Genomic DNA, 23,237 nt, shown 5'->3' with positions numbered 1-23,237 from the left:
GGAACGCCCCCGCGCGCCCCGCGTTCGGTGGGCGAAAGGCGGAGCTTGTCGGCAACGCCGATGCCTCTCAGCCGGAGTCGCGAAGCCATGACAGGCGGTCCCACCTTCGATCCCCGCACCTCCACCCCCTCGGGTGTCCCCCTGGTGGGCGCGGCGCGTCTCGACGCCATGAGCGCGTCGCTTGCCCGGAACTGGTGGCTCGTCGCCCTGCGCGGCGTCATCAGCATCCTGTTCGGCGCCGTGGCCTTCGCCGCGCCCGCCGCCTTCGTGCTCTCCCTCGTGCTGTTCTTCGCCGCCTACATGCTGGCCGACGGCGTCTTCACCATCGTCGCGGCCGTCCGCGCCGCCCAGCACCATGAGCGGTGGGGCTTCCTGCTGTTCGAGGGCCTCGTGGACATTCTCGTCGGCGTCGCGGCCTTCCTCGTCCCGGCGGCGGCGGTCTGGGCCTTCGTGCTGCTGCTGGCCGCCTGGGCCTTCGTGACGGGCGGCCTGATGATCGCCGCGGCGTTCCGGCTGCATCTGCATTACGGGCGGTGGTGGCTGCTTCTGGGCGGCGTCATCTCACTGCTGTTCGGCCTCGCCCTCGTCATCGAGCCCGGCATGTCGGCCCTGGTGCTGACATGGTGGCTCGGCGCCTACGCCATCGCCTTCGGGGTGATGTTGCTGATCCTGGCCTTCAGCCTGAGGAGCCGTCACACCGCAGCGCCCGTGGCCCCCCGTAGGCCGTGACGGAGAGCCCGCGACCGGACCCATCCCACCCCGACGGGGTGCCGGGCGACACCCGAGCCGCAGGACGGGAAGTGCTCGGGGCGGCGGCGGCCCTGGGGCGCAGCCTCGGCCAATTCGCCGGACGGGCGGGACACGCGTCGTACCGGGCTGCACGCTCGGGCGTCGCCCGGGCGGTGGACGCGCGACGCCGCCGCCGGGAGGCCCGGCCCGCCCCAGACCATCCGGTCCCCCCGGGCACACGGGGCGGCAGGCTCGCCGGCCTCAGGAGCCTCGCCGGCCGGCGGCCGGTCATCGCCCTCGCCTGCGCCGCGCTCCTGCTGCCGTTCGTCGCCCTCGCCCTCTATGTCGGCGCGGCGCTCGTGACCCTGCCGCCCCTCGGCAGCGGTGCGGTGGCGACCGGCCAGCGCGCCGTGACCGTCGAGGCCGACGACGGACGCGTCTTCGCCACCCGCGGCAGCTTCCGGGGCCACCGGCTCACCCAGGCGGACCTGCCGCCTCACCTCGCCCAGGCGATCGTCGCCATCGAGGACCGGCGGTTCTACCACCATTTCGGCATCGACCTTCGGGGCATGGCCCGGGCGGCGTGGCGCAACCTGCGCGGGGGCGGGGTCCGCGAGGGCGGCTCGACCATCACGCAGCAATACGTCCGCCTCGTCACCCTGAACCAGGAGAAGACCCTCTGGCGCAAGACGCAGGAGGCCCTGCTGGCGCTCCGGGCCGAGGCGACCATGAGCAAGGACGAGATCCTGCTCGGCTACCTCGACGCAGCCTATTTCGGCGCCGGAGCCTACGGCGCCGACGCGGCGGCGAAGCGGTATTTCGGCAAGCCGGCCAAGGCCCTGACCCTGCCGGAGGCGGCGATGCTGGCGGGCCTCGTCCGGGCACCGTCGCAGCTCGCGCCCACCCACAACCTCGGCGGCGCCAAGGAGCGGGCCGACGTGGTGCTGCAGGCCATGGTCGAGACCGGGGCCATCACCCAGAAGGAGGCCGATGCCGCCCGCCGCCAGAGCGTGACCCTCAAGACGCCGCCGGAGGCACCGCCGGGCACCAACTACTTCCTCGACATGATCGCGCCGGACCTGCGGCGGCTGGCCGGCGCCGACGGCGACATCACCGTCCGCTCGACCCTGAACCTCGACCTCCAGAGCCTCGCCGAAGCGGTAGTGGCCCGCCGCCTCGACAAGGACGGCGCCCGCCGCAAGGTCGGACAGGCGGCGATGGTGGTGCTGTCCAAGGACGGGGCGATCCTGGCCCTCGTCGGCGGCCGGGACTACGAGGACAGCCAGTTCGACCGGGCCGTCCAGGCGAAGCGTCAGCCCGGCTCCCTGTTCAAGATGCTGACCTACCTGACGGCCTACGAGAAGGGCCTCACACCTGAAACGGTCATGGTCGACCGCCCTGTCCGGATCGGCGACTGGGAGCCTGAGAACGACGACGGCAAGTTCCGGGGGCCGGTGAGCCTGCGCACGGCCTTCGCCCTGTCGATCAACACCGTGGCCGCAGAGGTGGGCCAGGAGGTCGGCATCCCGGCGATCATCGCCACGGCCAGGAGACTCGGCATCCAGTCCGACCTGCCGGAGGTGCCGAGCCTCGTCCTGGGCTCCGGCTCCGTGAGCCTGCTCGAGATGACCCGCGCCTTCGGATCGGTGCTGGCCGGGCGGACACCGCTCGACACCTACGCGATCAATGCCATCCGCGGCGGCGATCCGAAGCCGACCTATGTCCGCGGAGATCCACCGGGCGGGGCGACCCTCCCCGTCGAGCCTCGGACGATGATGCTCGATTCCCTTCAGGCGGTGGTGGACTCGGGCACCGGGCGGGCGGCCCGGGTGCCGGGGCAGATCGTCGGCGGCAAGACCGGCACCAGCCAGGACTTTCGCGATGCGTGGTTCGTGGGGATGACGCCGGACCTCGTGGTCGGCGTCTGGGTCGGCAACGACGACAACAGCCCGATGAACCGGATGTTCGGCGGCGAGATGCCGGCGGGGATCTTCCACGATTTCGTGCAGCGGGCCTCCGCGCTCATCGCCAAGGGGCGGGCACGGAACGCCGTCTCGGCCGCGCGGGCGGAGGCGGTGCCCGCCGCGCAGGTCGTGCGTCCCGCCGCCAACCCGGCGGACGACCTGCGCGGCGTTCCCTCGGTGATCGACACCGGCACCCTGTCCTTCCGGGGCCGGTCGGTGAGGCTCCTCGGGGTCGAGGGCCAGGGCGGCCACCTTGCCCGGCAGCTCGCCGGCTACCTCCGTCGGCGGGAGGTGGTCTGCGCGGAAGCCGGTCCGGACGGCACCCGCTGCACCCTCGACGGAGCCGACCTCGCCGGCATGATCATCGCCGCGGGGGGCGCCCGCGCCCGGGAGGACGCCCCGGCCGACCTCCTCGAAGCGGAGGATCAGGCGAGAGCCGAACGCGTGGGGCTTTGGGGGCGGTAGGAGACGAGTGCCGGCAGGATTGCCGTCCTCTCCGTCTTTGCGAACGAAGTGAAGCAATCTAGGGACGCGCTACGATTGGAAACGGCCCGCTGCCCTGGGTTGCTTCGCTGCGCTCGCAAAGACGGTGGGATCGTGGTCGAGGCCATTGCGGTCCTGGCGTCTGTGATTGGACAGCGCGCTAACCCCTGACCCCCTCCAGCGTCGCCGGATCTTGTTGGCCCCCGTAGAACCGGTCGAGGGCGCGGGTGAATAACGCCTCCTCCGGCGCCGCCAAGGCGAACAGGGTCATGGAGGAGCGGAACTTCATGTCGTCGGGGTTGCCGAACACATCGTGGGCGGAGCCCGGTGCACTCACGGCTGCCAAAGTGCAGTCCCGCAGCCGCTGACCCAGCAGCGGATGAGCCAAGTAGGCCCGCGCCTCGTCGAGGGACCCGATCGCGTAACGCTGCGCCATGGGGCTCGAGCCGAGGCCGGCGATCTGCGGGAAGACGAACCACATCCAGTGGCTGCGTTTACGGCCCTCCTGCAATTCACTCAACGCCCGGGCGACCGTGCCCTCCTGGGCCGAAACGAAGCGGCCGAGGTCGAAGGGATCATCGTGGGAATGGGACATGCCTTTTCCTGCCCGATCGGTGGGAGTGGGATTTGGATGTCAACGCGCGGGCGCCTCGTGCGTTGGCAACGGCCGTTCCCCAGGAGAGTCCCTGCATGCCGTCCACCGATGCCCGCTGGCGCTCCATCGCCAAGGCGATGACATGGCGCTTCGTCGGCAGCCTCGACACCCTGGTCCTGTCCTGGGTCTTCACCGGCAATATCGTGGTGGCGGGCACGATCGCTTCCGCGGAGACGCTCACCAAGACCGTGCTCTACTACCTTCACGAGCGCGCCTGGGGCTTGGTCCCCCAGGGACGCGCCTGATTCACGAAAAAGGATCGCCATGGCTCAGATCGCGGTCGGCGGAATCGACCTTCGCTACTCGCTCGAGGGACCGGAGGGGGCACCGGTGGTCGCCTTCTCCAACTCCCTGGGCGCAACCCTGGAGATGTGGGACGCCCTGCTGCCCGCCCTGTCGGGCCGGTACCGGACCCTGCGTTACGACACGCGGGGCCACGGCGGCTCCGGGTTCCGGGATGTCCGCACGGAGATCGCCGACCTCGCCGGGGACCTCGCGGGACTGCTCGACGCACTGGGAATCGCCCGGGCGCACTGTGTCGGCCTGTCGCTGGGCGGCATGACGGTGCAGGCCCTGGCCTGCGCGAACCCGGAGCGGGTCGCGAGCGCCACGCTCATGGCGACGGCCGCCTCTCTGCCGAGCGAAGAGACCTGGGGCGAGCGGGCCCGGACGGTGCGGACGCAGGGCACCGCGGCCCTCGTCGAGGCGACCCTTGGACGGTGGTTCACCCCCGGCTTCCTCACCCGCGAGCCTGCGACGGTGGCAGCGGTGCGTGAGCGGTTCGTGGCCTGCGACCCGGCCGGATATGCCGCCTGCTGTGGTGCGATCGGCCGGATGGATCTGCGGCCCGCTCTTCCCCGCGTCACCGCCCCGACCCTGGTCATTGCCGGGCGGGACGACCCATCGACCCCACCGGCCAAGGCCGAGGAGATCTGCGCCGGCATCGCCCAGGCCGAACTCGTGGTGCTACCGCAGGCGGCCCACCTCCTGGCGGTGGAGAGGCCGGACGCGGCGGGCTCCTATCTGAGGGCCTTCCTGGATCGCTGCGGCTGACTGGCTTGCCCAAGACAAAGACCCCCGGCGATCCACTCGCCGGGGGTCTTATCGGTCCGTCGCGGGCCCTGAGGCCTGCCGCTTACTTGATGAGGGCGATGAGTGCCTTGCCCGCCTTGGAGTTCAGCTCCTTGGCATCGAGGGTGCCGTCCCCGTCCGGGTCGGCCATCTTGAAGCGCTCGCCCACGGCGGCGAGGTATTCCTTCTTGTCGAGGGTGCCGTCGGAATCCGGGTCGGCGCTCTTCACGCCGGCCTTGCTGAGGCGGCCCTTCAGCTCCTTGGCATCGAGCGTGCCATCCGAATCCTTCTCGAGCCGGTCGAAGGTCGCCGACGCGACCGCCTCGACTTCCTTCATGTCGACGGTGCCGTCGTTGTCGGTGTCGATCATCTTGACCGCGCCCGCGCCACCCATGGACTTGGCCATGGCCGACGGCGCCGCGAAACCGGCCGCCACAAGGGCCACAGCCGCGAAACCACTGAGAACGCGAAGGGTCATTGCCACTTTCTCCCGAATCTGATGCTGCTCCGTCCTAATTCGCAGGGTGCCTTGACGCAAGTGCGAAAAGCGGGGTGCTGGGATCCGAAAGGCGAAAAAGGCCGGCGATAGCCAGCCTTCTCAAGTCATCGTTCCGCGAAATCGGTATCGGGAGCCATACCGGGTCCGTTCGCCCCCGACCGATCCGCCCCGAAATGTGGTCAGGCCAGCGTTGTCAGATCCTGGAACCAGTGCTGTGCCTGGACATACTGCTTCACCCGGTTGGACAGGGCGTGGGAATTGGTATCGTGCACCACCCAGACCTGCACCGCGTCGTTCACGACGATCTCGTGGATGCGCGCCAGCAACCGGTCCTGTTCGGCCGTATCCAAGCTGGCCTTCACCTTGTCGCAGAGGGCATCGACCTCGGTGTTGCGATAGTGGCTCCAGTTCACGCCGTTGGGCGAGATCTGTCGCGAATCGTAGAACCGCAGGATCGCGTAGAACGGGTCGGAGGTGACGTAGGCGATGTTCTCGGCCGACACGCCCTTCAGGCTCGGATCCGCCGCCCCCTGCCGCCACGCGGTGTAGGCGACCTCCAGTTCCACCACCTTGAACTCGGCCTGGATGCCGACCTCGGCCCAGCTCTGCTGGACGTATTCGTTGATCGGCAATGAGAGCATCTGGCCGGTCCCACCGCTCGGGATGAGGATGGTGGTCTTCAGGGGATTCTTGACCGAGAAGCCCGCCTCCTCGACAAGCTTGCGAGCTTGATCGACATCGGTCTTGATGGCGAAGTCCGGCTTGCCGAACCAGGGGCTCGACGGCTGCACCTGCCCCACGGCCGGGGTGGCGAGGCCGCCCATGAGTTGCACCACCCCCGCCCGGTCGATGGCGAGGTTGGCGGCCTTGCGCAGGCGCAGGTCGCGCCAGGGCGACCCTTCCAGCATGGAGAGGTGGTAGTTCCAGACATGGGGCGTGTCGTTGCCGACGATGCGCATCCCTGCCCCCTTCAGGCGCGGGACGGCATCGGGGGCCGGGGCCTCGATGAGATCGACGTTGCCCGAGAGGAGGGCGTTCACCCGGGCGAGGTCTTCCGGGACGCAGGCTAGGGTGAGGCTGGAGAGCTTCGAGATCCGCTTCGGGTTCCAGTAGGCGGTGTTCGGCACCAGTTCGAGGCTCACCCGCGGCAGCAGCTTGGCGAGCTTGAACGGGCCGGTCCCGGACGGCTCGAAGGCGAATTTCGACCAGTCCCGGCCGACCTTCTCGTACTGGGCGGGCGAGGAGATCAGGAACCAGAGCATCTGGTAGGGAAACAGGCTGTCGACATTCTTTGTCGTCACCTGCACCGTCATCGGGTCGAGCTTCCGGTAGCTCGCGACGCCCGGCAGGCGCGGGCGGACCTGGGCGGCCTGCCGCTGGTCGAAGTGCGGTGCCTCCTTGTTCAGCACCTTGTCGAAATTCCAGATCACCGCATCGGCATCGAAGGCCGAGCCGTCATGGAACTTCACCCCGTCGCGCAGGCGGAAGACCCAGTTCTTCCGGTCGGCCGGATCGCTCTCCCAAGATGTCGCGAGGCCCGGCACCATCTTGCCCGGCCGGTCGGACACGTCGAGTTCCCACGCGACCAGGGGGTCGTAGAGGGTCAGGCCGGTGAACTGGTAGCCGCCCGCGCCCCTGTCCGGCTGGCCGGTGGTGAGGGGCAGGTCCGTCATCGAGATGCCGTAGGTCAGGCTCCCCGGAGCCCCCGCGGCATGAGCCCGGCCCGCCGGGCCGAGGGCGGCCAGTGCCGCCCCCCCGGCCATGAGGGAGCGGCGTGTGGGCACGAACGTGGTCATCGGCTCTCCCGGATTGCGCACAGGGGTGCGTCGCATCCGGTATCTTGCATACATCGTGCCTGCCGGCCCCAGGGCGGTGCCTGTGCCCCTCCCCGTCATCGCGAGCGGAGGTGCGGTGACGGACGGTGCGTCAGCCCTCCCAGACCTGCCCCGGCCGGAGGGCCAGGAAGCGCTCCGGCGTCACGCCCGCCGCGGCGAGGGCGGCGGCGAGGTCCTCGGCCGGGCGCTCGACGCCCTCGTCGGTGAGCTGGAACGTGCCCCAATGGTGGCCGAGCGCCTGCTGCGCGCCGAGGATGCCGGCGATCTCGACGGCCTCCGCCGGATCGACGTGCTGGGGCTGCATGAACCACCGGGGCTCGTAGGCGCCGATGGGCAGGGTCGCGAGCCGCGGGGCACCGAAGCGGCTCCGCACGTCGCGAAAAATCGCCCCATCGCCGAGGCCGGTATCGCCGACATGGTAGTGGAACCCCTGCGGCGAGAGGATCGCGAAGGCGCACCACAGGGCCATGCGGCGGTCGTTCAGCCCGCGGGCGGACCAATGGTTGGCGGGGGTGAGGTGGACGGAGAGGCCGTCGCCGAGATCGACCGATTCGCCCCAGTCGCGGGTCTCGACATGCATCGTGTCGTCGTAGCCCCGAAGGATGACGTCGTTGCCCAGCGGCGCGACGACCAGGGGTTGATGCGCCTGCCAGATCCGCGCGAGGCCCGGCCCGTCGAGATGATCGTAGTGGTTGTGGGTGATGAGCACGGCGTCGATGGGCGGGAGGTCGCCGAAGGCGATTCCCGGCGGATTCACCCGTTTCGGCCCGGCGAAGCGGACCGGGCTCGCCCGCTTGGCGAAGACCGGATCGATCAGAATGTTCCGCCCGGCGACCTGCACGAGGTAGCTCGCATGGCCGATCAGGACGACCCGCAGGCCGGCCACCCTTTCCGGCGGCCGGTCGGCGGGAAAGGGGCTCGGAAAGCTTCTGGGCCAGGCCGTGCGCCGCCGCTTGGCCTGCCACCGGGCGACGTCCTTCAAGCCGCGGTCGGTGTTTACCCCCGGCAGGAAGAAGCGTTTGCCGTCGAAATGGTCCGAGACCGGGCCGGAATAATAGGGGTTCGCGTTGCGGCGGTGGGCGGCATAGCCGACGCCGCCGAGGGTCATCACCGTGGCCGCGCTGGCGACCGTGAGAAGGCTGCGCCGTTTCATCCTCACGCAGATGGCCGCCGGGCCGCTCCGGTCAAGCGGATGCGCTCAGGCTTCGAGCATTTCCGTGGCGAGGGACAGCCGCACCCGGTAGAGCACCTTGCCGACATCGTCGCGCACGCCGGCCACGTAATCCTGGCGCTCCACATCGGGGAGCATGTCGCGGGCGATGGCCGACATGATCCGGACCACCTTGGCCCGGGCCGCGGGCAGGTCCGGCAGATCGAACCCGACCTCGTCCTTGAGGGGCTGAGTGCCGTCGTGGAGATCGATAAAATAGCGGGGCATGGGCAACGCGTCTCGGGGGCTCGGTCCGACCGCGAAACTACGTAAATGATGGTTAACGAGATCTTTCCGCCCGCGCCGATTGCTGAGCGGAACCGTTCATCGGCGCCGATCAGGAGCGCCAGCGCAATTCGCGCCGTTCGAGGGGATTGACGAACGGCCGACCGGTGAGCCCCGCCTCCAGGGCTTCCCGCTTCAGGCGGAAATACCATTGGGACGGGAGGTCCCCCTGGCCGAACAGCACCATGGTGGGCTTCCGGTCGAGACCCTTCTGCGCGTCCTGAAGCACCCGCTGGTCCTGGCCAAGGAACTGCCGCATCAGGGGCCGGGCGACCGGCTTCAGGAGGTTGAGTGCCGGCATGCTCCAGTAGAGGGCATTGGTCAGCATCGTCCGGTTCGGCGAGAGCGGCGTGGCGAAGGTGTAGTTGGCCACGTGCTTCGTCCCCGCGCGGATCCGTTCCAGGCGCACGCCGGGCAGGCGGAACTCGATCTCCACCTCCGGCACGCCGCCGAGCAGGCGATAGACCGGGGAACTCGTCGTGGTGGCATGGCTCGCCATGGTGAACCCGTGCATCACCGGCTCGAAGATCTTCACCTTCTCCCGCAGCTGCTTGGACGGGCGGAACCACCACGTGTCGTGGACGAAGGCGACATGCCCTGGATCGACGAGGCTGAGGACCGTGAGGTCGAAGGAGGCTTCCACCTCCAGTTCGACCACGAGGCAGCCGGCCGGCGTGAAATCGAGTTCCGGCACCGCCGGGGGTTCACCCGCCGGGGGCCCCAGATGCGGATTGACCCACAGGAAGCCAGCGCTCTCCCGGATCGGGAAGGGCTGGACGCGGATCCGCGAGAAATCGGCGACGTCGTGCTCGGAGAGCGTCGGGACGTCCCGGCATCCCCCATCCGTCCCGAAGCGCCAGCCGTGGAACGGGCACATCAGCGTCTGCCCGTCGAACGGCCCCTTGGACAGGGCCATGCCCCGGTGCGGACACCGGTCGCGCAGGGCGAAGGGCGTGCCGTCCTTGGCGCGGCCGAGTACGATCTGCTCGCCATTGAGGGCCACCGCCCGCAGCCGCCCCCCGCCGACCGAGTCGGCCCGGCCGACGCAGTACCACGCGCTCGAAAGGGGCTGGCGCATCGCCTCGGGATCGAGGGCGGCCTCATCGGCGGGGCGGGGCGGAGGAACCTGGACGTTCACGGGCGGGATCGCGATGGCGGGGCGGGGCGTCAGGCCCCGGGCCGTCTTACCCCCATGCCTCCCGCGGCGAAAGGAGGGCACAGGGGGTGGGCTAACGGACGCAGGCCGGCACCCTTTTCAAGCCGCCCTGAGCCGCCTAATTTCCGGGTCCCAGCAATCAACGAAAGGAGGTGATCCAGTGTCTCATTGTCATCAGCCGACCGTCTCGGCTTCCCGGACCTGGACCTTCGCCTCCGGCGTGTCGCACTAAGGCACGCTAGAGACCCGATCTCGGACCAGATCCGCCGGACGTGTCGGACCGGCAATGGAAGGGCCATCCCTAAGGGGGTGGCCCTTCGTCGTTCTAAAACCCGCGTGACTGATCTTAGCGCTTGACGGGCTGGAACAGGGGCTGGGCCAGGGCCTCCGCCCGTGCCCGCCACAGGTCGCAATCCTCGCGCAGCCCATCGCGCTCGGCCAGCAGGGCGTCCCGCTCGCCTCGGGCCGCATCGCGCTCGGCGGCGGCCTTGTCCCGTTCGCCGCGAAGGGCCTCGCGGTCCCGGCGGAGGTGTTCCCGCTCGGAGCGGAACTCCTCGGCCGCTGCCTGCGCCGCGGACTGCTCGGCCCTGAGGCCTTCGAGCGATTCCATTTCAGATGCGATGTGCTCACGCAATTCGCGGATCTGCTCGGCCAATGCGCTCTGCAAGGCATCCTGCCGGTCATGCTCGACCTTCAGCTTCGCCTTCAGCATCAGGTTCTCGGCCATCAGTTCCGAAATGTCGGCCACTTCGGCCGCGTCGCCGACCTGCTCCGGCAGGACCGTGCGAGGTCCCCGCGTCCAATCCGAGCCGGGGACTGGCCTCGCCCCGTGCTCCGCCACGCCCGACGGATCGAAGGCGTCATTCTCGTACCGTCGCATGGCAGCGAGCCAATCCCGCAGGGGGCCCGGCGCCGCGGCATCGTCATCCTCGAAAATCGGGAAGGCGCGGGCGGGTTCAGACATCGGTCAACGTCCTGGGAATCGATACCGCCACCCAATCCAAACATACTTAACACAGCGTAAAGACCTGCGACCGATCCGCCGCACCCCTTCGGCGGAGACTGTTCCGCCGCGCCGCCCTTGGGTGAGCTTGAGCCTCACCCGAACGAGTTGGTTCACTTTCTTCTCCAGATCTTCCCCTCATCCTGAGGTGCGGCGACAGCCGCCTCGAAGGAGGGCTCCAGGGATCGCGCGGCAGGCTGGAGCCCTCCTTCGAGGCCCGCTGACGCGGGCACCTCAGGATGAGGTGAGAGGCTGGGGGCCACTTCAACGTGATCAGTCGTGCCCTGGACCGACGGAAAATTGACTTTTCCCCAATGGCCGGGTAGGTCCCGCCCTCCCGATCTGACACGATCGCTGTAACGACCCGCCGACCGGCCCGAGAGGCCGGAGGTCAACGCCCGACAGCGCGTTTGCGCCCTCGGGCGCGATGGGTGTTGGGCTGGTCGCCGAGGGCGGGTCCGGTGGCGGAGGCAAACACCGCATGGTGGCCGAGCAGAACGTGCTGAAGATCGAAGACGCGGTGAACGAGGCCTGCCCCTGGTCGGGCAAGCCGATCGCCGCCGATTCGCTGACCCTCTACAACGGCGCCGTCGTCGGGTTCTGCAACCCCGAGTGCCGGGACAAGTTCGCCCGCGCGATCCAGGGTTTCGAGGCGGCGCTGCAGGCCCGCCGGGTCTCCCGCGCCGGGCTCGAGCAGTAACGGGCCGGGCATGTTCGAAGGACTTTCCGACCGGCTTTCCGGTATCCTCTCCGGCCTCACCCGCCGGGGCGCCCTCACCGAGGCCGACGTCACCGCCGCCATGCGCGAGGTGCGCCGGGCCCTGCTGGAGGCGGACGTCGCCCTCGAGGTAGTGCGCGGCTTCACCGACAGGGTCCGCGAGAAGGCCGTCGGCGCCACGGTGCTGAAGTCGGTGACGCCGGGCCAGATGGTGGTCAAGCTCGTCAACGACGAGTTGGTGACGATGCTCGGCACCGATGCCGAGGTGATCAGCCTGAACGCCCCCGCCCCGGTGCCGATCCTGATGGTCGGCCTGCAGGGCTCGGGCAAGACCACCACCACCGCCAAGATCGCCCGCCGCCTCAGCGAGCGCGAGCGTCGAAAGGTGCTGCTCGCTTCCCTCGACACGCGCCGCCCCGCCGCCATGGAGCAGCTGGCGGTGCTGGCGAAGCAGGTCGGCGTCGAAAGCCTGCCCATCGTCGCCGGGCAGTCGGCGGTGCAGATCGCCCGCCGGGCGATGGAGGCCGCCAGGCTCGGCGGCTTCGACGTGGTGATGCTCGACACCGCCGGCCGGACCACGGTCGATGAGGCCCTGATGGCCGAGGCCGCCGAGGTGAAGGCGGCCACGAACCCCCACGAGGTGCTTCTCGTCGCCGACGCCCTGACCGGGCAGGACGCGGTGAACACTGCCCGCGCCTTCGACCAGCGGCTCGGGGTGACGGGCATCGTCCTCACCCGGATGGACGGCGATTCCCGCGGCGGCGCGGCGCTGTCGATGCGCGCCGTCACCGGCAAGCCGATCAAGCTCGTCGGCACTGGCGAGAAGGTCGACGCGCTGGAGGAGTTCCACCCGGCGCGGGTGGCCAACCGAATCCTCGGCATGGGCGACATCGTCTCGCTGGTCGAGAAGGCCGCCGAGACCATCGACCACGAGCAGGCGCTCCGCACCGCGGAGAAGATGCGCAAGGGCAAGTTCGACCTGGAGGACCTGTCCATGCAGCTCGCGCAAATGGAGCGCATGGGCGGCATCGGCGGCCTGATGGGGATGCTGCCCGGCATGGGGCAGATCAAGAAGCAGGTCGAGGGCGCCAACCTCGACGAGAAGATGTTCAAGCGCCAGCGGGCGATCATCTCCTCGATGACCCCGCAGGAGCGCAAGAACCCGGATCTTCTGAAGAATTCCCGGAAGAAGCGCATCGCGGCGGGTTCGGGCGTCGACGTCTCGGAGATCAACAAGCTCCTGAAGATGCACCGGACCATGGCCGACATGATGAAGGCGATGGGCTCGGGCAAGCGCGGCATCGGGCAGGCCCTGGGCTCGATGTTCGGGCTCGGCAGCGGTGGCGGCGGGATGCCGGGGGGCATGCCCGGCCTGCCCCCGGGGATGCCGGAGCCGACGCCGGAACAGATCGCCGCCCTGGAGAAGCAGTTCGGCGGCAAGCTGCCGCCGATGCCGCCGGGCCTCGGGGGCGGCGGCGGGATGCCGAAGTTGCCGGGCCTGCCGGGCCTCGGGGGGCCGAAGCTCCCCGGGCTGGGCGGCCTGCCGTTCGGGAAGAAGAAATGACGATCCTTTCTGCTCAAGCCGTCGATCCCGAGCTCGCGCGCCTGCGCGACAGCATCGACAACTTCGATGCAGCCCTGATCCACCTGCTCGCCGAGCGCTTCCGCTGCACGCAGCGGGTCGGCGAGCTGAAGGCCCGCAAGGGGATTCCCCCTTCCGATCCGGACCGGGAGGCCCGTCAGGTCGCCCGGCTCCGCAAACTCGCGGTCGATGCCAAGCTCGACCCCGATTTCGCCGAGAAGTTTCTGGCGTTCGTCGTCAAGGAAGTCATCCGGCACCACCAGACGATCGCGGCCGAGCACGGCGCCACGGTCGACAACCAAGACTAGGAACACACCATGTCGCTCAAGATCCGTCTCACCCGCGGCGGCGCCAAGAAGCGCCCCTACTACCGCATCGTCGTCGCCGACGCCCGCTCGCCCCGCGACGGCCGCTTCATCGACAAGGTCGGCGCCTACGACCCGATGAAGGCCAAGGACGATCCGGCCCGCGTCGTTCTCGACAACGAGAAGATCCAGAGCTGGCTCGCCAAGGGCGCGCAGCCGACGGACCGCGTCCTGCGCTTCCTCGACCAGGCCGGCCTCGCCAAGCGTCCGGCCCGCAACAACCCGCAGAAGGCCGAGCCGGGCGAGAAGTCCAAGGAGCGGGCCGCCAAGCGCGCCGAGAAGGCCGCCGCCCCGGCCGAGGACGCCGCCGCTTAAGGCGCCGACTGGTGACGCGCCGCCCCGCAGGTCCTCACTCCCGGGACGGCGCCCGCCGCGCCCGGCCTCCGGCCCTCACGCCGGAGGCCGCGACCTCGGCCAAGCCCCCCGCGCCGAAGCCGCCCGCCCCCGCCCTCGACCCGGATCTCGTCCTGATGGGCGAGTTCGGGCGGGCGCACGGGCTTCACGGCGAGGTTCGGCTCAAATCGTACACGGCCGAGCCCCTGGGCATCGCGGGCTACGGCCCGCTGATGACCGCCGACGGGCGGGCTTTGACCCTCGCCGAGGTCCGCCCCGCTGCCGGCTCCGCGCCCGACATGCTGATCGCCCGCGTTCACGGCGTCTCCGGCCGCACCGCCGCCGAGGCGCTGAACCGGCTCGCGGTCTACGTCCCCCGCGCCCGCCTGGGGCGCACGGAGGAAGCGGACGAGTTCTTCACCACCGACCTGATCGGCGCCACCGCGGTCGATGCGTCGGGGACCATCGTCGCGACCGTCGTCGCCGTGCCGAACTACGGCGGCGGCGATCTCCTGGAACTGCGCCCGGCCGCGGGTGGTGCGACGGCGCTCCTACCCTTCACCAAGGCATTCGTCCCCGTCCTCGACCTGCAAGCCCGGCGGATCACCGTCGCGCTGCCCGAAGACCTGTTCGAGGCGCCAGGGCCGAAGCCCGCAGACGATCCGGGCTGAGCCAGTTCAAGCGAAGCGATTGAAATTCAGGCGCCGGGGATTTATTCTTGGGACGGAGCCGGGGAAAGCGCTACCTCGCCCCGGCTTCTTTGCTCTGCTGCTATATGAGCTTGAATGCCAGCGCGATGGTCAACGACCACGCGCTGGCATTTTTACTCACGGTGACGGTGAGAATCGGTATTCCGAGCACACGACATCACCTCCTCTCCGATCGATCTCCTCACCCTCGCGGGGGCGACGGCCGATCAATTCCGCCGCAAGCCCCGTAGCGAGGGCCTTCGGGCCGGAGAGGCGCCTTGAGCGTGGCCGTTATTGCAAGCGGACCTTGATCGCTCAAGCAGCGTGCCGTTGAGCTTTGAGTGTGCAGCAATGAAGCGGGATCTTTATCGGGCCGTTGCCGTATCCCGGCAGGGACGGATCGCCTCCGGCTTCGGCCGATTCTCCGGCGATGGCGCCTCGAACACCGCGAGGTAGACGCCATCCTTCAGCGGGTGGAACCCCGTTTCCCGGTAGCCGGCGGCGGACAATTCACACCGCAGGAGAGCTGGCGGTGTGCCGTGCCGGGAGGGAATGTCGTTCGCATCGACGATGCCGACTCGGCCGCCCGGCCGCATGGCCGGCGCGAGGTTGTAGAGCAGTCCGAAGGGCTGGGTGATCTCGTGGTACATGTGCACGAGCACCACCGCATCGACGGAGTTCGCCGGCAGGCGCGGGTCGTGGGGCTCGCCGCGCACCACCGTCACGTTGTCCATACCCTTCACCCGCCGTTCGAGGCTCGCGAGGTAGGCGGGCGTGACGTCCTCCGCGAGGACCTTGCCCGTCTCGCCGACAAGGGGGCTGAGGCGCACCACATAGTAGCCGCTGCCAGCGCCGATATCGGCCACGGTCTCGCCGGGGGCGATGTGCAGGGCGCGGGCGACGGTCTTGAACTCGCCGTCCTTGTCCCGCTCGGCCTCGGCCGTCCATTGCGGTGCCACGATCTCGGCCACCGGACGGTCGGGCTTCGGGAAGGCGTCGGCCGGCGCCCCCGACGGTGCCAGCGGTCCCGCAGCCTGGACCGGCACGAGGGGGGCAAGGGCGAGGCAGACGGCGAAAGGCAGGGAGCGGATCATCCCCCGACAACCCGTCCGGGCCGCCCCGGTGCCCGCCGCGTTGACCGTGCCGCACCGGTCGGGCGATGGAGCGTCATGACGCGCACCCGCGAAACGCCCTGGCGGGCGACGATCCTCACCTTGTACCCGGAGATGTTCCCCGGGCCGCTCGGCGTCTCGCTGTCGGGGGACGCCCTCGCCCGCGGCGAGTGGAGCCTGGAGGCCCGCAACATCCGCGAGCACGGGCTCGGGCGGCATCGGACGGTGGACGACACTCCCTCCGGCGGCGGGGCGGGCATGGTCCTGCGCTGCGATGTCCTGGGGGCGGCCATCGATGCCGCGGCACCGCCGGACGATCCCCGCCCCCGGCTGCTCATGTCCCCCAGGGGGCGTCCCCTCAGGCAGGAGCGGGTGCGCGAGTTGGCGGAGGGTCCGGGCGTGCTCGTCGTCTGCGGCCGGTTCGAGGGCGTGGACGAGCGCGTCATCGCCGGGCGCGGCCTGGAGGAGGTCTCGATCGGCGATTACGTCCTCTCGGGCGGCGAGATCGCGGCCCTGACGCTCCTCGATGCCTGCGTGCGCCTGCTGCCCGGGGTGATGGGCAAGGCCGAATCGGGCGTCGAGGAAAGCTTCGAGGGCGGCCTCCTCGAATACCCGCACTACACCCGGCCCCGGGAATGGGAGGGCCAGGCGATTCCCGACGTGCTGAGCGGCGGCAACCACGGCGCCATCGCCCGGTGGCGGCGGGAGCAGGCCGAGCGGATCACGGCGGAACGCCGGCCGGACCTCCTGACCCGGAGCCGGTCCTGAGGACGCTCAGGCGGCTTCGAGATCGAGGACCGGGCCGTCGGCATCGAGAATGAGCGGGTCGAATTCCAGCACGTGGGCCTGCGGCCGCTCAAGCAGGTCGGCTTTCCGCCCGCGGGGAAGCAGGGCGATCACGACGGCGAAGACAATCGTGAAGACCGCGAGGATGGCGGCATCTTCGTAGGACATGGGTGCACCTGGAACGCAACGCGGTACCACTTCAGGCTACCGGGCCGTCCTTAATTGCCCGTTCCCAGCGGTGTCCGGGCTTCGTCCCAGCACGGATCGGGCTTGCCACCGGCCACGTTTGGGCGCAGAGGCGGCGGCGGGACACTCCTCCCCAACGAGGAGCGCCCATCTGCAAGGATGGATCATCATGAGTGCTCGCCCCACCGCGCGACCGCGCGTGAACCACTTTTCGTCCGGCCCCTGCGCCAAGCGCCCCGGCTGGACCCCCGAGGCCCTGGCCGATGCGGCGCTCGGCCGGTCCCACCGCTCTCCGCTGGGCAAGGCCAAGCTCGCCCGGGCCATCGACCTGACCCGCGAGGTGCTGCAGGTCCCGGCCGATTATCGGATCGGCATCGTCCCCGCCTCCGATACCGGCGCCGTCGAGATGGCGATGTGGACCCTGCTGGGCTGTCGCCCGGTGGCCGTCGCCGCCTGGGAAGCCTTCGGCAAGGAGTGGGTCACCGACGCCCTCAAGCAGCTCAGGATCGAACCGGCGATCCATCAGACGCCCTATGGCGTCCTGCCGGACCTGTCGGCCATCGACACGAAGCACAGCGACGTGGTCTTCACCTGGAACGGCACGGCCGCCGGGGTGAAGGTGCCGAACGGTGACTGGATCGCCTTCGACCGCGAGGGGCTGACGATCTGCGACGCAACCTCCGCCGCCTTCGCGCAGCCGCTGGACTGGGCCAAGCTCGATGTCGTGACCTTCTCCTGGCAGAAGGTGATGGGCGGCGAGGCCGCGCACGGGATGCTGATCCTGTCGCCCCGGGCCGTGGCGCGTTTGGAGAGCCACACGCCGTCGTGGCCCCTGCCGAAGGTGTTCCGCCTCACCAACGGCGGCAAGCTGATCGAGGGTATCTTCAAGGGCGACACGATCAACACGCCCTCGATGCTGGCGGTGGAGGATTACCTCGACACGCTGACCTGGGCGAAGCGGATCGGCGGGTTGCCGGCCCTCCATGCCCGGGCCGACGCCAACGCGGCGGCGTTGTATGCCTGGGTGGACCGGACGGCGTGGGTAGCCCCCCTCGCCGTCGATCCGGCGACCCGGTCGAACACCGGCGTATGCCTCGTGATCGCGGATCCCGACGTGCTCGCCAAGGGCGACGACGCCGTGGCGGCGCTCGCCAAGGGCATCGCCTCCCGCCTGGAGAAGGAGGGCGTCGCCCTCGACATCGCTGCCTACCGGGACGCGCCCGCCGGCCTGCGGATCTGGTGCGGGGCGACGGTGGAGACCGCCGACATCGAGGCGCTGCTCCCCTGGCTCGACTGGGCCTTCGCGCAGGAGAAGGCGGCCCTCACCCAGGCCGCCTGACGTTTCCGACGCGAGCACACCCCTTTACTCGAGGGGAGCAGCAGCGGGACCCGGCAAGTCCGGGTCATTCCCGTTCCCTATCCTCATCCTGAGGTGCCCGCGAAAGCGGGCCTCGAAGGAGGCCTCCAGGACTCGCTAAGACCGCTGGAGGTCTCCTTCGAGGCGGCTTCGCCGCACCTCAGGATGAGGCGTAGGCTGGGACGGCTGCCGCACTCATCCTGTCGAGCGAGAGGGACACGCCCGCGCGCACCCTGATCCATTCCAGCGCCGGAGGTCCCATGCCCGCGCAGACGTCATCCCCGAAACGAGTCCTCGTCTCCGACGCCCTCTCCGATGCGGCGGTCGGGATCTTCCGAGACCGCGGCATCGCGGTCGATTTCCGCCCCGATCTTGGCAAGGACCGGGACGCGCTGATCCGTGAGATCGGCGCCTATGACGGCTTGGCCATCCGGTCCGCCACGAAGGTCACGCCCAAGGTGCTGGAGGCCGCCACCCGGCTGAAGGTGATCGGGCGGGCGGGGATCGGCGTCGACAACGTCGACGTCCCCGCCGCCACGGCCCGGGGCGTGATCGTGATGAACACGCCCCACGGCAATGCGATCACCACCGCCGAGCACGCCATCGCGATGATGTTCGCGCTCGCCCGCCAGATCCCCCAGGCCGATGCTTCGACGCGGGCCGGGAAGTGGGAGAAGAACCGCTTCCTCGGCATCGAACTCACCGCCAAGACCCTGGGCGTCATCGGCTGCGGCAACATCGGCGCCATCGTGGCGGAACGCGGCATCGGCCTGCGGATGAAGGTGATCGCCTACGATCCGTTCCTCTCCGCCGAGCGGGCGGTGGTTCTGGGCGTCGAGAAGGTGGAGCTCGACGACCTCCTGTCCCGGGCGGACGTCATCACCCTGCACGTCCCCCTCACCGAGAAGACCCGCAACATCCTCTCCGCCGAGGCGCTCGCCCGGACGAAGCCCGGCGTGCGGATCGTCAACTGCGCCCGGGGCGGCCTCGTGGACGAGGCGGCGCTCCGGGCCGCCCTCGATTCGGGGCGGGTGGCGGGGGCGGCCCTCGACGTCTTCGCGGCGGAGCCGGCCCACGAGAACCCGCTGTTCGGGCACGAAAACGTCGTGTGCACGCCCCATCTCGGCGCCTCGACCGCCGAGGCACAGGAGAAGGTGGCGCTGCAGGTCGCCGAGCAGATCTCGGCCTATCTCGCGGACGGGGCCATCGCCAACGCGGTGAACTTTCCCGCCATTAGCGCGGACGATGCGCCGCGCCTGCGCCCGTTCGTGGAACTGGCGGAGAAGCTCGGCTCGTTCCTCGGCCAGCTCACGGAGGCGCCGGTCACCGGCATCCGCGTCGTCTACGAGGGGGCTGTGGCCGAAATGAACACCCGCGCCCTCACGGCGGCCGCGGTGACGGGGGTGCTCCGGGCCTTCCGCTCGGACGTGAACATGATCTCGGCCCCGGCGCTGGCCCACGAGCACGGCATCGTGGTCGACGAGGTCCGCCGGGGCGGAGCTCAGAGCACTTTCGAATCGGTGGTCCGTATCACCGTGGACGCGCAGGACATGCCCCGGGACGCGGCGGGCACCGTCTTTCAGGATGGCAAGCCGCGGGTGACCGAGATCCGGGGCATCGCGATGGATGCGGGCTTCGCCCCGCACATGCTGTTCGTGCGCAATGACGACAAGCCGGGCTTCATCGGCCGCTTCGGCAGCCTTTTGGGCGAGGCGGGCATGAACGTCGCGACCTTCAACCTCGGCCGGGAGCGGGAAGGCGGCGACGCCATCGCCTTCGTGGCCGTGGACGGCCCGGTGCCGGAGGCGGTGCTGGCGCAGATCTCGGAGATTCCACAGGTGAAGCGGGCGCGGGCTTTGCGGTTTTAACGACACCCACGCCCGTCCTTGCGAGCGGAGCGAAGCAATCCAGGGAAGCGCGACGTTCGGAAAGCGGACCTCCGCCCCTGGATTGCTTCGCTGTGCTCGCAAGGACGGCCATGCAAATAAGAAAGGCCCCGGCTCGCAGGAGCCGGGGCCTTCGTCGTCAGAGCATGAGGCTCAGTAGTTGTAGGCGCGCTCGCCGTGATCGGCGATGTCGAGGCCCTCGCGCTCCTCTTCCTGCGTCACGCGCAGGCCGATCGTCAGGTCGACGAGCTTGTAGAGGATCGCAGAACCGACGCCCGACCAAAGCAGGGTCAGGCCGACGGCCTCAGCCTGCACGATGAACTGGCTCATCATGTCGTAGGCGCCGACGGTCAGCTCGCCAGGCTTGGTGGTGTAGTCCGGGATGCCGACGCCGCCGAGGTTCGGATCGACGAGGATGCCCGTCGCCAGGGCGCCGAGGATGCCGCCGATGCAGTGCACGCCGAACACGTCGAGGGAGTCGTCGTAGCCCAGGGCGTTCTTCACCGTCGAGCACATGATGAAGCAGACCACGCCGGCCACGAGGCCGAGGACGATCGAGCCCATCGGGCCGGCGAAGCCGGAGGCCGGGGTGACCGCCACGAGACCCGCGATGGCGCCCGAGACCATGCCGAGGAGAGACGGCTTGCCCTTGATCGCCCACTCGGCGAACAACCACGCCACCGCCGCGCCGCAGGTCGCGACGAAGGTGTTGAGCATGGCGAGCGCCGTGGTGCCGTTGGACTCGAGGTTCGAACCGGCGTTGAAGCCGAACCAGCCGACCCACAGGAGCGAGGCGCCGATCATGGTCATGGTCAGGGAGTGCGGGGCGAGCAGGTCGCGGCCGTAGCCGATGCGCTTGCCCATCATCAGGCAGCCGACGAAGCCGGCGATGCCCGCGTTGATGTGCACCACGGTGCCGCCGGCGAAGTCGAGGGCACCCTTCTGGAAGAGGAAGCCCGCATCCTTGTTGACGGCGTCGAGGGCGGCCTGCGCCGACGACTTGGCGGCGTCGTCGGTGGCCGAGGCGAGGGCCTTGGCGGCGTTGCCGACGGCGTCCGGGCCGGCCCAGTACCAGACCATGTGCGCCATCGGGAAGTAGATGATCGTCACCCAGAGGATCATGAAGACCACCAGGGCCGAGAACTTCATCCGCTCGGCGAAGGCGCCAACGATGAGGGCCGGGGTGATCATCGCGAACGTCATCTGGAAGCAGATGTAGACGTATTCGGGGATCACGACGCCGTTGGAGAAGGTCGCGACCGTGGAATTCGGATCGACGCCCTTCAGGAACGCCTTCGAGAAGCCGCCGATGAAGTCGTTGATGCCGCCGCCGTTGGTGAAGGCGAGGCTGTAGCCGTAGAACACCCAGAGAAGGCCGACGATCGCGACGATCGCGAAGACCTGCGTGAGGACCGAGAGCATGTTCTTGGTGCGGACGAGGCCGCCGTAGAACAGGGCGAGGCCGGGCACGCTCATCATCAGCACCAGGGCCGAAGAGATGAGCATCCAGGCGGTGTCGCCCTTGTTCGGGATCGGTGACGGGGGCGGGGACGCGGCCTCGGGGACCGGCGTCTGCGCGAGCGAGGGCTCGACCAGAAGGAGGGCGAGGGCCGCCCCTCCCAGGCCGAGCGTGAGGGCAGTACGGAGTTTCATGGGCACGGGGCTCCCGGTCGCTATTCGCGGTGTTGATGGTCGGAAAAGGAAATCGGGGGTCGAACGGGTGCGGCCGGCTTAGCCGCCGCAGCCGATCCGATCAGAGAGCGTCGGCGTCGGTCTCGCCGGTCCGGATGCGAACCGCCTTTTCGAGGGGCATCACGAAGATCTTGCCGTCACCGATCTGCCCGGTGCGGGCGGCCCCGGCGATGGCATCGACGACGCTGGAGGTCAGGTCGCTGGCGACCGCCACCTCGATCTTCAGCTTCGGCAGGAAGCTCACGGCGTATTCGGCGCCGCGGTAGATCTCGGTATGGCCCTTCTGCCGGCCGTAGCCCTTGACCTCGGTCACTGTCAGGCCGTGCACGCCGATACCGGTGAGGGCATCGCGCACCTCCTCCAGCTTGAACGGCTTGATGATGGCCATCACGATCTTCATGGGTGGCACCCCCTGGTGAGTCCTTGGGATCCGTCGCCGCTGCCCGACCGGCGCGGCACCCCGGTCCGGGTGGCCCACATGGCCGGAATGGCCTGCGGTTACGCTCCACTATTCAAGGACTGTGCCACCCAAGCTTAACCGTGCGAGACCGCCCGGAACGGCGGCATGCCTGCAAATTAGCCGCCGTCATGCCAATCGATTGCGCAGGTCTATGCCTCCGATGCCTGCAGATCGGGCATGTTGCGCAAAAAGCGCGAAGCCCGGCGTGAAAGACGCCGGGCACGTTCCGCCTGGGGCTTTAATCCAGCCGTGGCCGGATCAACCCCTCCTGCGCCACGGAGGCGATGAGTCGGCCCTCGCGGTCGAAGATCTGGCCCCGGGCGAAGCCCCGCGCCCCTGCGGCGGCCGGACTGTCCTGGGCGTAGAGCAGCCAGGTATCGGCCCGGACCGGCCCGTGGAACCACAGGGCGTGGTCGAGGCTCGCCGCCTGGACCTGCGGATCGAAGACCGACCGGCCGTGGGGGATCAGCGACACGTCGAGCAGGGTCATGTCGGAGGTGTAGGCGAGGACGGCCCGGTGCAGGGCGTCGTCGTCGGGCAGCGATGCCGCCGCCCGAAGCCAGACATTGAAGACCGGCTCCCGCCCCTCCCCTCCCCGGTAGCGGCCGAGGTCTACGGGGCGCAGCTCGATGGGCCGCGGCCGGGCGAAGTAGGCAGCGATGGCCTCCGGCAGGGCGAGACCCGCCATCGCAGCGATATCGCGGGCGTCCGGCAGATCCTCCGGCCCCGGAACCGGGGGCATCGCGGGCCGGTGGGTGAAGCCGTCCTCGACCACCTGGAACGAGACGGTGGTGGCGAAGATCGCACGTCCGTTCTGGATCGCCTTCACCCGGCGGGTCGTGAAGCTCTGGCCGTCGCGGAGGCGCTCGACCTCGTAGACGATCGGCACACGGGGATCGCCCGGCAGGAGGAAATAGGCGTGCAGAGAGTGGACCGGCCGGTCGACGGGCACCGTGCGGGTGGCCGCGACGAGGGCCTGGGCCACCACTTGGCCCCCGAAGACCCGGCGCCAGCCGGTCTTTGGGTTTTGCCCGCGGAAGAGGTCCACCTCCAGCCGCTCGAGGTCGAGGATGGCGATGAGTTCGGCGACCGCCTCGGTCATCGCGTCAATGTCGGCATCGGACATTCGGAAGAGATCCGCAGCCCCGGGGTTTCCGTTCCGGGTTCGGATGCGACATAGG

Annotated in this window: 24 protein-coding genes; 12 read left to right on the top strand and 12 right to left on the bottom strand. The window is 69.5% G+C overall.

Translation table 11 applies throughout. The features are described from left to right. Positions 1–87 precede the first annotated feature (87 nt). Both MFF22_RS08090 and MFF22_RS08085 read left to right on the top strand, forming a co-directional pair. A complete protein-coding gene (locus MFF22_RS08090; RefSeq protein ID WP_238248448.1) occupies positions 88–729 on the top strand; it encodes an HdeD family acid-resistance protein in 642 nt (213 codons plus the stop codon). Next, positions 726–3,158: a PBP1A family penicillin-binding protein gene (locus MFF22_RS08085; RefSeq protein ID WP_370877584.1), complete on the top strand. Its 2,433-nt coding sequence runs from the start codon at positions 726–728 to the stop codon at positions 3,156–3,158. The genes MFF22_RS08090 and MFF22_RS08085 overlap by 4 nt, the downstream gene beginning before the upstream one ends. A 178-nt stretch (positions 3,159–3,336) precedes the next feature. Here MFF22_RS08085 and MFF22_RS08080 read toward each other — a convergent pair whose 3' ends face one another. Next, the gene (locus MFF22_RS08080) at positions 3,337–3,771 is read right to left on the bottom strand and encodes a DUF1810 domain-containing protein (protein WP_238248446.1); all 435 of its coding nucleotides are present in this window, start codon (positions 3,769–3,771) and stop codon (positions 3,337–3,339) included. Positions 3,772–3,866: 95 nt separating this feature from the next. Here MFF22_RS08080 and MFF22_RS08075 point away from each other — a divergent pair, with 95 nt between their 5' ends. Together MFF22_RS08075 and pcaD are read left to right on the top strand one after the other, a co-directional pair. After that, positions 3,867–4,076: a DUF2061 domain-containing protein gene (locus MFF22_RS08075; protein ID WP_238248445.1), complete on the top strand. Its 210-nt coding sequence runs from the start codon at positions 3,867–3,869 to the stop codon at positions 4,074–4,076. Between the two features lie 19 nt (positions 4,077–4,095). Beyond that, positions 4,096–4,884 (top strand): 3-oxoadipate enol-lactonase, encoded by a 789-nt coding sequence (gene pcaD, locus MFF22_RS08070; protein WP_238248444.1) that lies wholly within the window; start codon positions 4,096–4,098, stop codon positions 4,882–4,884. An 82-nt stretch (positions 4,885–4,966) separates the two neighbouring features. Here the strand turns inward: pcaD and lanM are convergent, their stop codons facing one another. From lanM to MFF22_RS08040, 6 genes are all read right to left on the bottom strand, one after another. Beyond that, positions 4,967–5,380, bottom strand: coding sequence for a lanmodulin LanM (gene lanM / locus MFF22_RS08065; protein WP_238248443.1), 414 nt, complete (start codon positions 5,378–5,380; stop codon positions 4,967–4,969). Positions 5,381–5,580: 200 nt separating this feature from the next. Then, positions 5,581–7,197 carry an ABC transporter substrate-binding protein gene (locus MFF22_RS08060; RefSeq protein WP_238248442.1) on the bottom strand — a complete coding sequence of 539 codons (1,617 nt, stop codon included), beginning with the start codon at positions 7,195–7,197 and terminating at the stop codon, positions 5,581–5,583. 130 nt (positions 7,198–7,327) lie between these two features. Beyond that, the gene (locus MFF22_RS08055; RefSeq protein WP_238248500.1) at positions 7,328–8,389 is read right to left on the bottom strand and encodes an MBL fold metallo-hydrolase; all 1,062 of its coding nucleotides are present in this window, start codon (positions 8,387–8,389) and stop codon (positions 7,328–7,330) included. A gap of 45 nt (positions 8,390–8,434) precedes the next feature. Beyond that, a complete protein-coding gene (locus MFF22_RS08050; RefSeq protein WP_238248441.1) occupies positions 8,435–8,674 on the bottom strand; it encodes a DUF6894 family protein in 240 nt (79 codons plus the stop codon). Positions 8,675–8,783: 109 nt separating this feature from the next. Beyond that, the gene (locus MFF22_RS08045) at positions 8,784–9,809 is read right to left on the bottom strand and encodes a Rieske 2Fe-2S domain-containing protein (RefSeq protein ID WP_238248499.1); all 1,026 of its coding nucleotides are present in this window, start codon (positions 9,807–9,809) and stop codon (positions 8,784–8,786) included. Positions 9,810–10,233: 424 nt separating this feature from the next. Beyond that, positions 10,234–10,851, bottom strand: coding sequence for a kinetochore Spc7 family protein (locus tag MFF22_RS08040; protein WP_238248440.1), 618 nt, complete (start codon positions 10,849–10,851; stop codon positions 10,234–10,236). Between the two features lie 520 nt (positions 10,852–11,371). On the opposite strand from MFF22_RS08040, the gene MFF22_RS08035 reads away from it, so the two are divergent. Genes MFF22_RS08035 through rimM form a run of 5 tightly spaced genes read left to right on the top strand, consistent with a single transcriptional unit; the run spans position 11,372 to position 14,559 of the window. Then, the gene (locus MFF22_RS08035; RefSeq protein WP_238248439.1) at positions 11,372–11,590 is read left to right on the top strand and encodes an eL24 family ribosomal protein; all 219 of its coding nucleotides are present in this window, start codon (positions 11,372–11,374) and stop codon (positions 11,588–11,590) included. Positions 11,591–11,600: 10 nt separating this feature from the next. Then, on the top strand, positions 11,601–13,172 hold the full coding sequence (gene ffh / locus MFF22_RS08030) for a signal recognition particle protein (RefSeq protein ID WP_238248438.1): 1,572 nt from the start codon (positions 11,601–11,603) through the stop codon (positions 13,170–13,172). Further along, positions 13,169–13,498 (top strand): chorismate mutase, encoded by a 330-nt coding sequence (locus tag MFF22_RS08025; RefSeq protein WP_238248437.1) that lies wholly within the window; start codon positions 13,169–13,171, stop codon positions 13,496–13,498. The genes ffh and MFF22_RS08025 overlap by 4 nt, the downstream gene beginning before the upstream one ends. 9 nt (positions 13,499–13,507) lie before the next feature. After that, the gene (gene rpsP, locus MFF22_RS08020; protein WP_238248436.1) at positions 13,508–13,870 is read left to right on the top strand and encodes a 30S ribosomal protein S16; all 363 of its coding nucleotides are present in this window, start codon (positions 13,508–13,510) and stop codon (positions 13,868–13,870) included. Positions 13,871–13,881: 11 nt separating this feature from the next. Continuing rightward, a complete protein-coding gene (gene rimM, locus MFF22_RS08015) occupies positions 13,882–14,559 on the top strand; it encodes a ribosome maturation factor RimM (protein WP_238248435.1) in 678 nt (225 codons plus the stop codon). 383 nt (positions 14,560–14,942) lie between these two features. Here rimM and MFF22_RS08010 read toward each other — a convergent pair whose 3' ends face one another. Beyond that, complete coding sequence (locus tag MFF22_RS08010; protein WP_238248434.1) at positions 14,943–15,671, bottom strand: class I SAM-dependent methyltransferase; 729 nt, start codon at positions 15,669–15,671, stop codon at positions 14,943–14,945. Between the two features lie 75 nt (positions 15,672–15,746). Between MFF22_RS08010 and trmD the strand changes: the two genes are divergently transcribed. Continuing rightward, a complete protein-coding gene (gene trmD / locus MFF22_RS08005) occupies positions 15,747–16,457 on the top strand; it encodes a tRNA (guanosine(37)-N1)-methyltransferase TrmD (RefSeq protein WP_238248433.1) in 711 nt (236 codons plus the stop codon). Positions 16,458–16,463: 6 nt separating this feature from the next. Here trmD and MFF22_RS08000 read toward each other — a convergent pair whose 3' ends face one another. After that, a complete protein-coding gene (locus MFF22_RS08000; protein ID WP_238248432.1) occupies positions 16,464–16,643 on the bottom strand; it encodes a hypothetical protein in 180 nt (59 codons plus the stop codon). Between the two features lie 187 nt (positions 16,644–16,830). Here MFF22_RS08000 and MFF22_RS07995 point away from each other — a divergent pair, with 187 nt between their 5' ends. Next, positions 16,831–18,000 (top strand): phosphoserine transaminase, encoded by a 1,170-nt coding sequence (locus MFF22_RS07995; protein WP_238248431.1) that lies wholly within the window; start codon positions 16,831–16,833, stop codon positions 17,998–18,000. Positions 18,001–18,278: 278 nt separating this feature from the next. Beyond that, on the top strand, positions 18,279–19,886 hold the full coding sequence (gene serA, locus MFF22_RS07990) for a phosphoglycerate dehydrogenase (protein ID WP_238248430.1): 1,608 nt from the start codon (positions 18,279–18,281) through the stop codon (positions 19,884–19,886). A gap of 171 nt (positions 19,887–20,057) precedes the next feature. On the opposite strand, the gene MFF22_RS07985 is transcribed toward serA, so the two are convergent. From MFF22_RS07985 to tesB, 3 genes are all read right to left on the bottom strand, one after another. Beyond that, positions 20,058–21,557, bottom strand: a complete 1,500-nt coding sequence (locus tag MFF22_RS07985) for an ammonium transporter (RefSeq protein ID WP_238248429.1) — start codon at positions 21,555–21,557, stop codon at positions 20,058–20,060. 100 nt (positions 21,558–21,657) lie between these two features. Further along, a complete protein-coding gene (locus MFF22_RS07980; protein ID WP_238248428.1) occupies positions 21,658–21,996 on the bottom strand; it encodes a P-II family nitrogen regulator in 339 nt (112 codons plus the stop codon). A gap of 298 nt (positions 21,997–22,294) precedes the next feature. Further along, positions 22,295–23,158 (bottom strand): acyl-CoA thioesterase II, encoded by an 864-nt coding sequence (tesB, locus tag MFF22_RS07975; RefSeq protein WP_370877586.1) that lies wholly within the window; start codon positions 23,156–23,158, stop codon positions 22,295–22,297. Positions 23,159–23,237: the final 79 nt, after the last annotated feature.

It is taken from the genome of Methylobacterium persicinum (assembly GCF_022179525.1).
Lineage (GTDB): Bacteria > Pseudomonadota > Alphaproteobacteria > Rhizobiales > Beijerinckiaceae > Methylobacterium > Methylobacterium persicinum.
The sequence above is the reverse complement of the archived record's forward strand: the minus strand, read 5'-3'. Positions and strand labels throughout refer to the sequence as shown.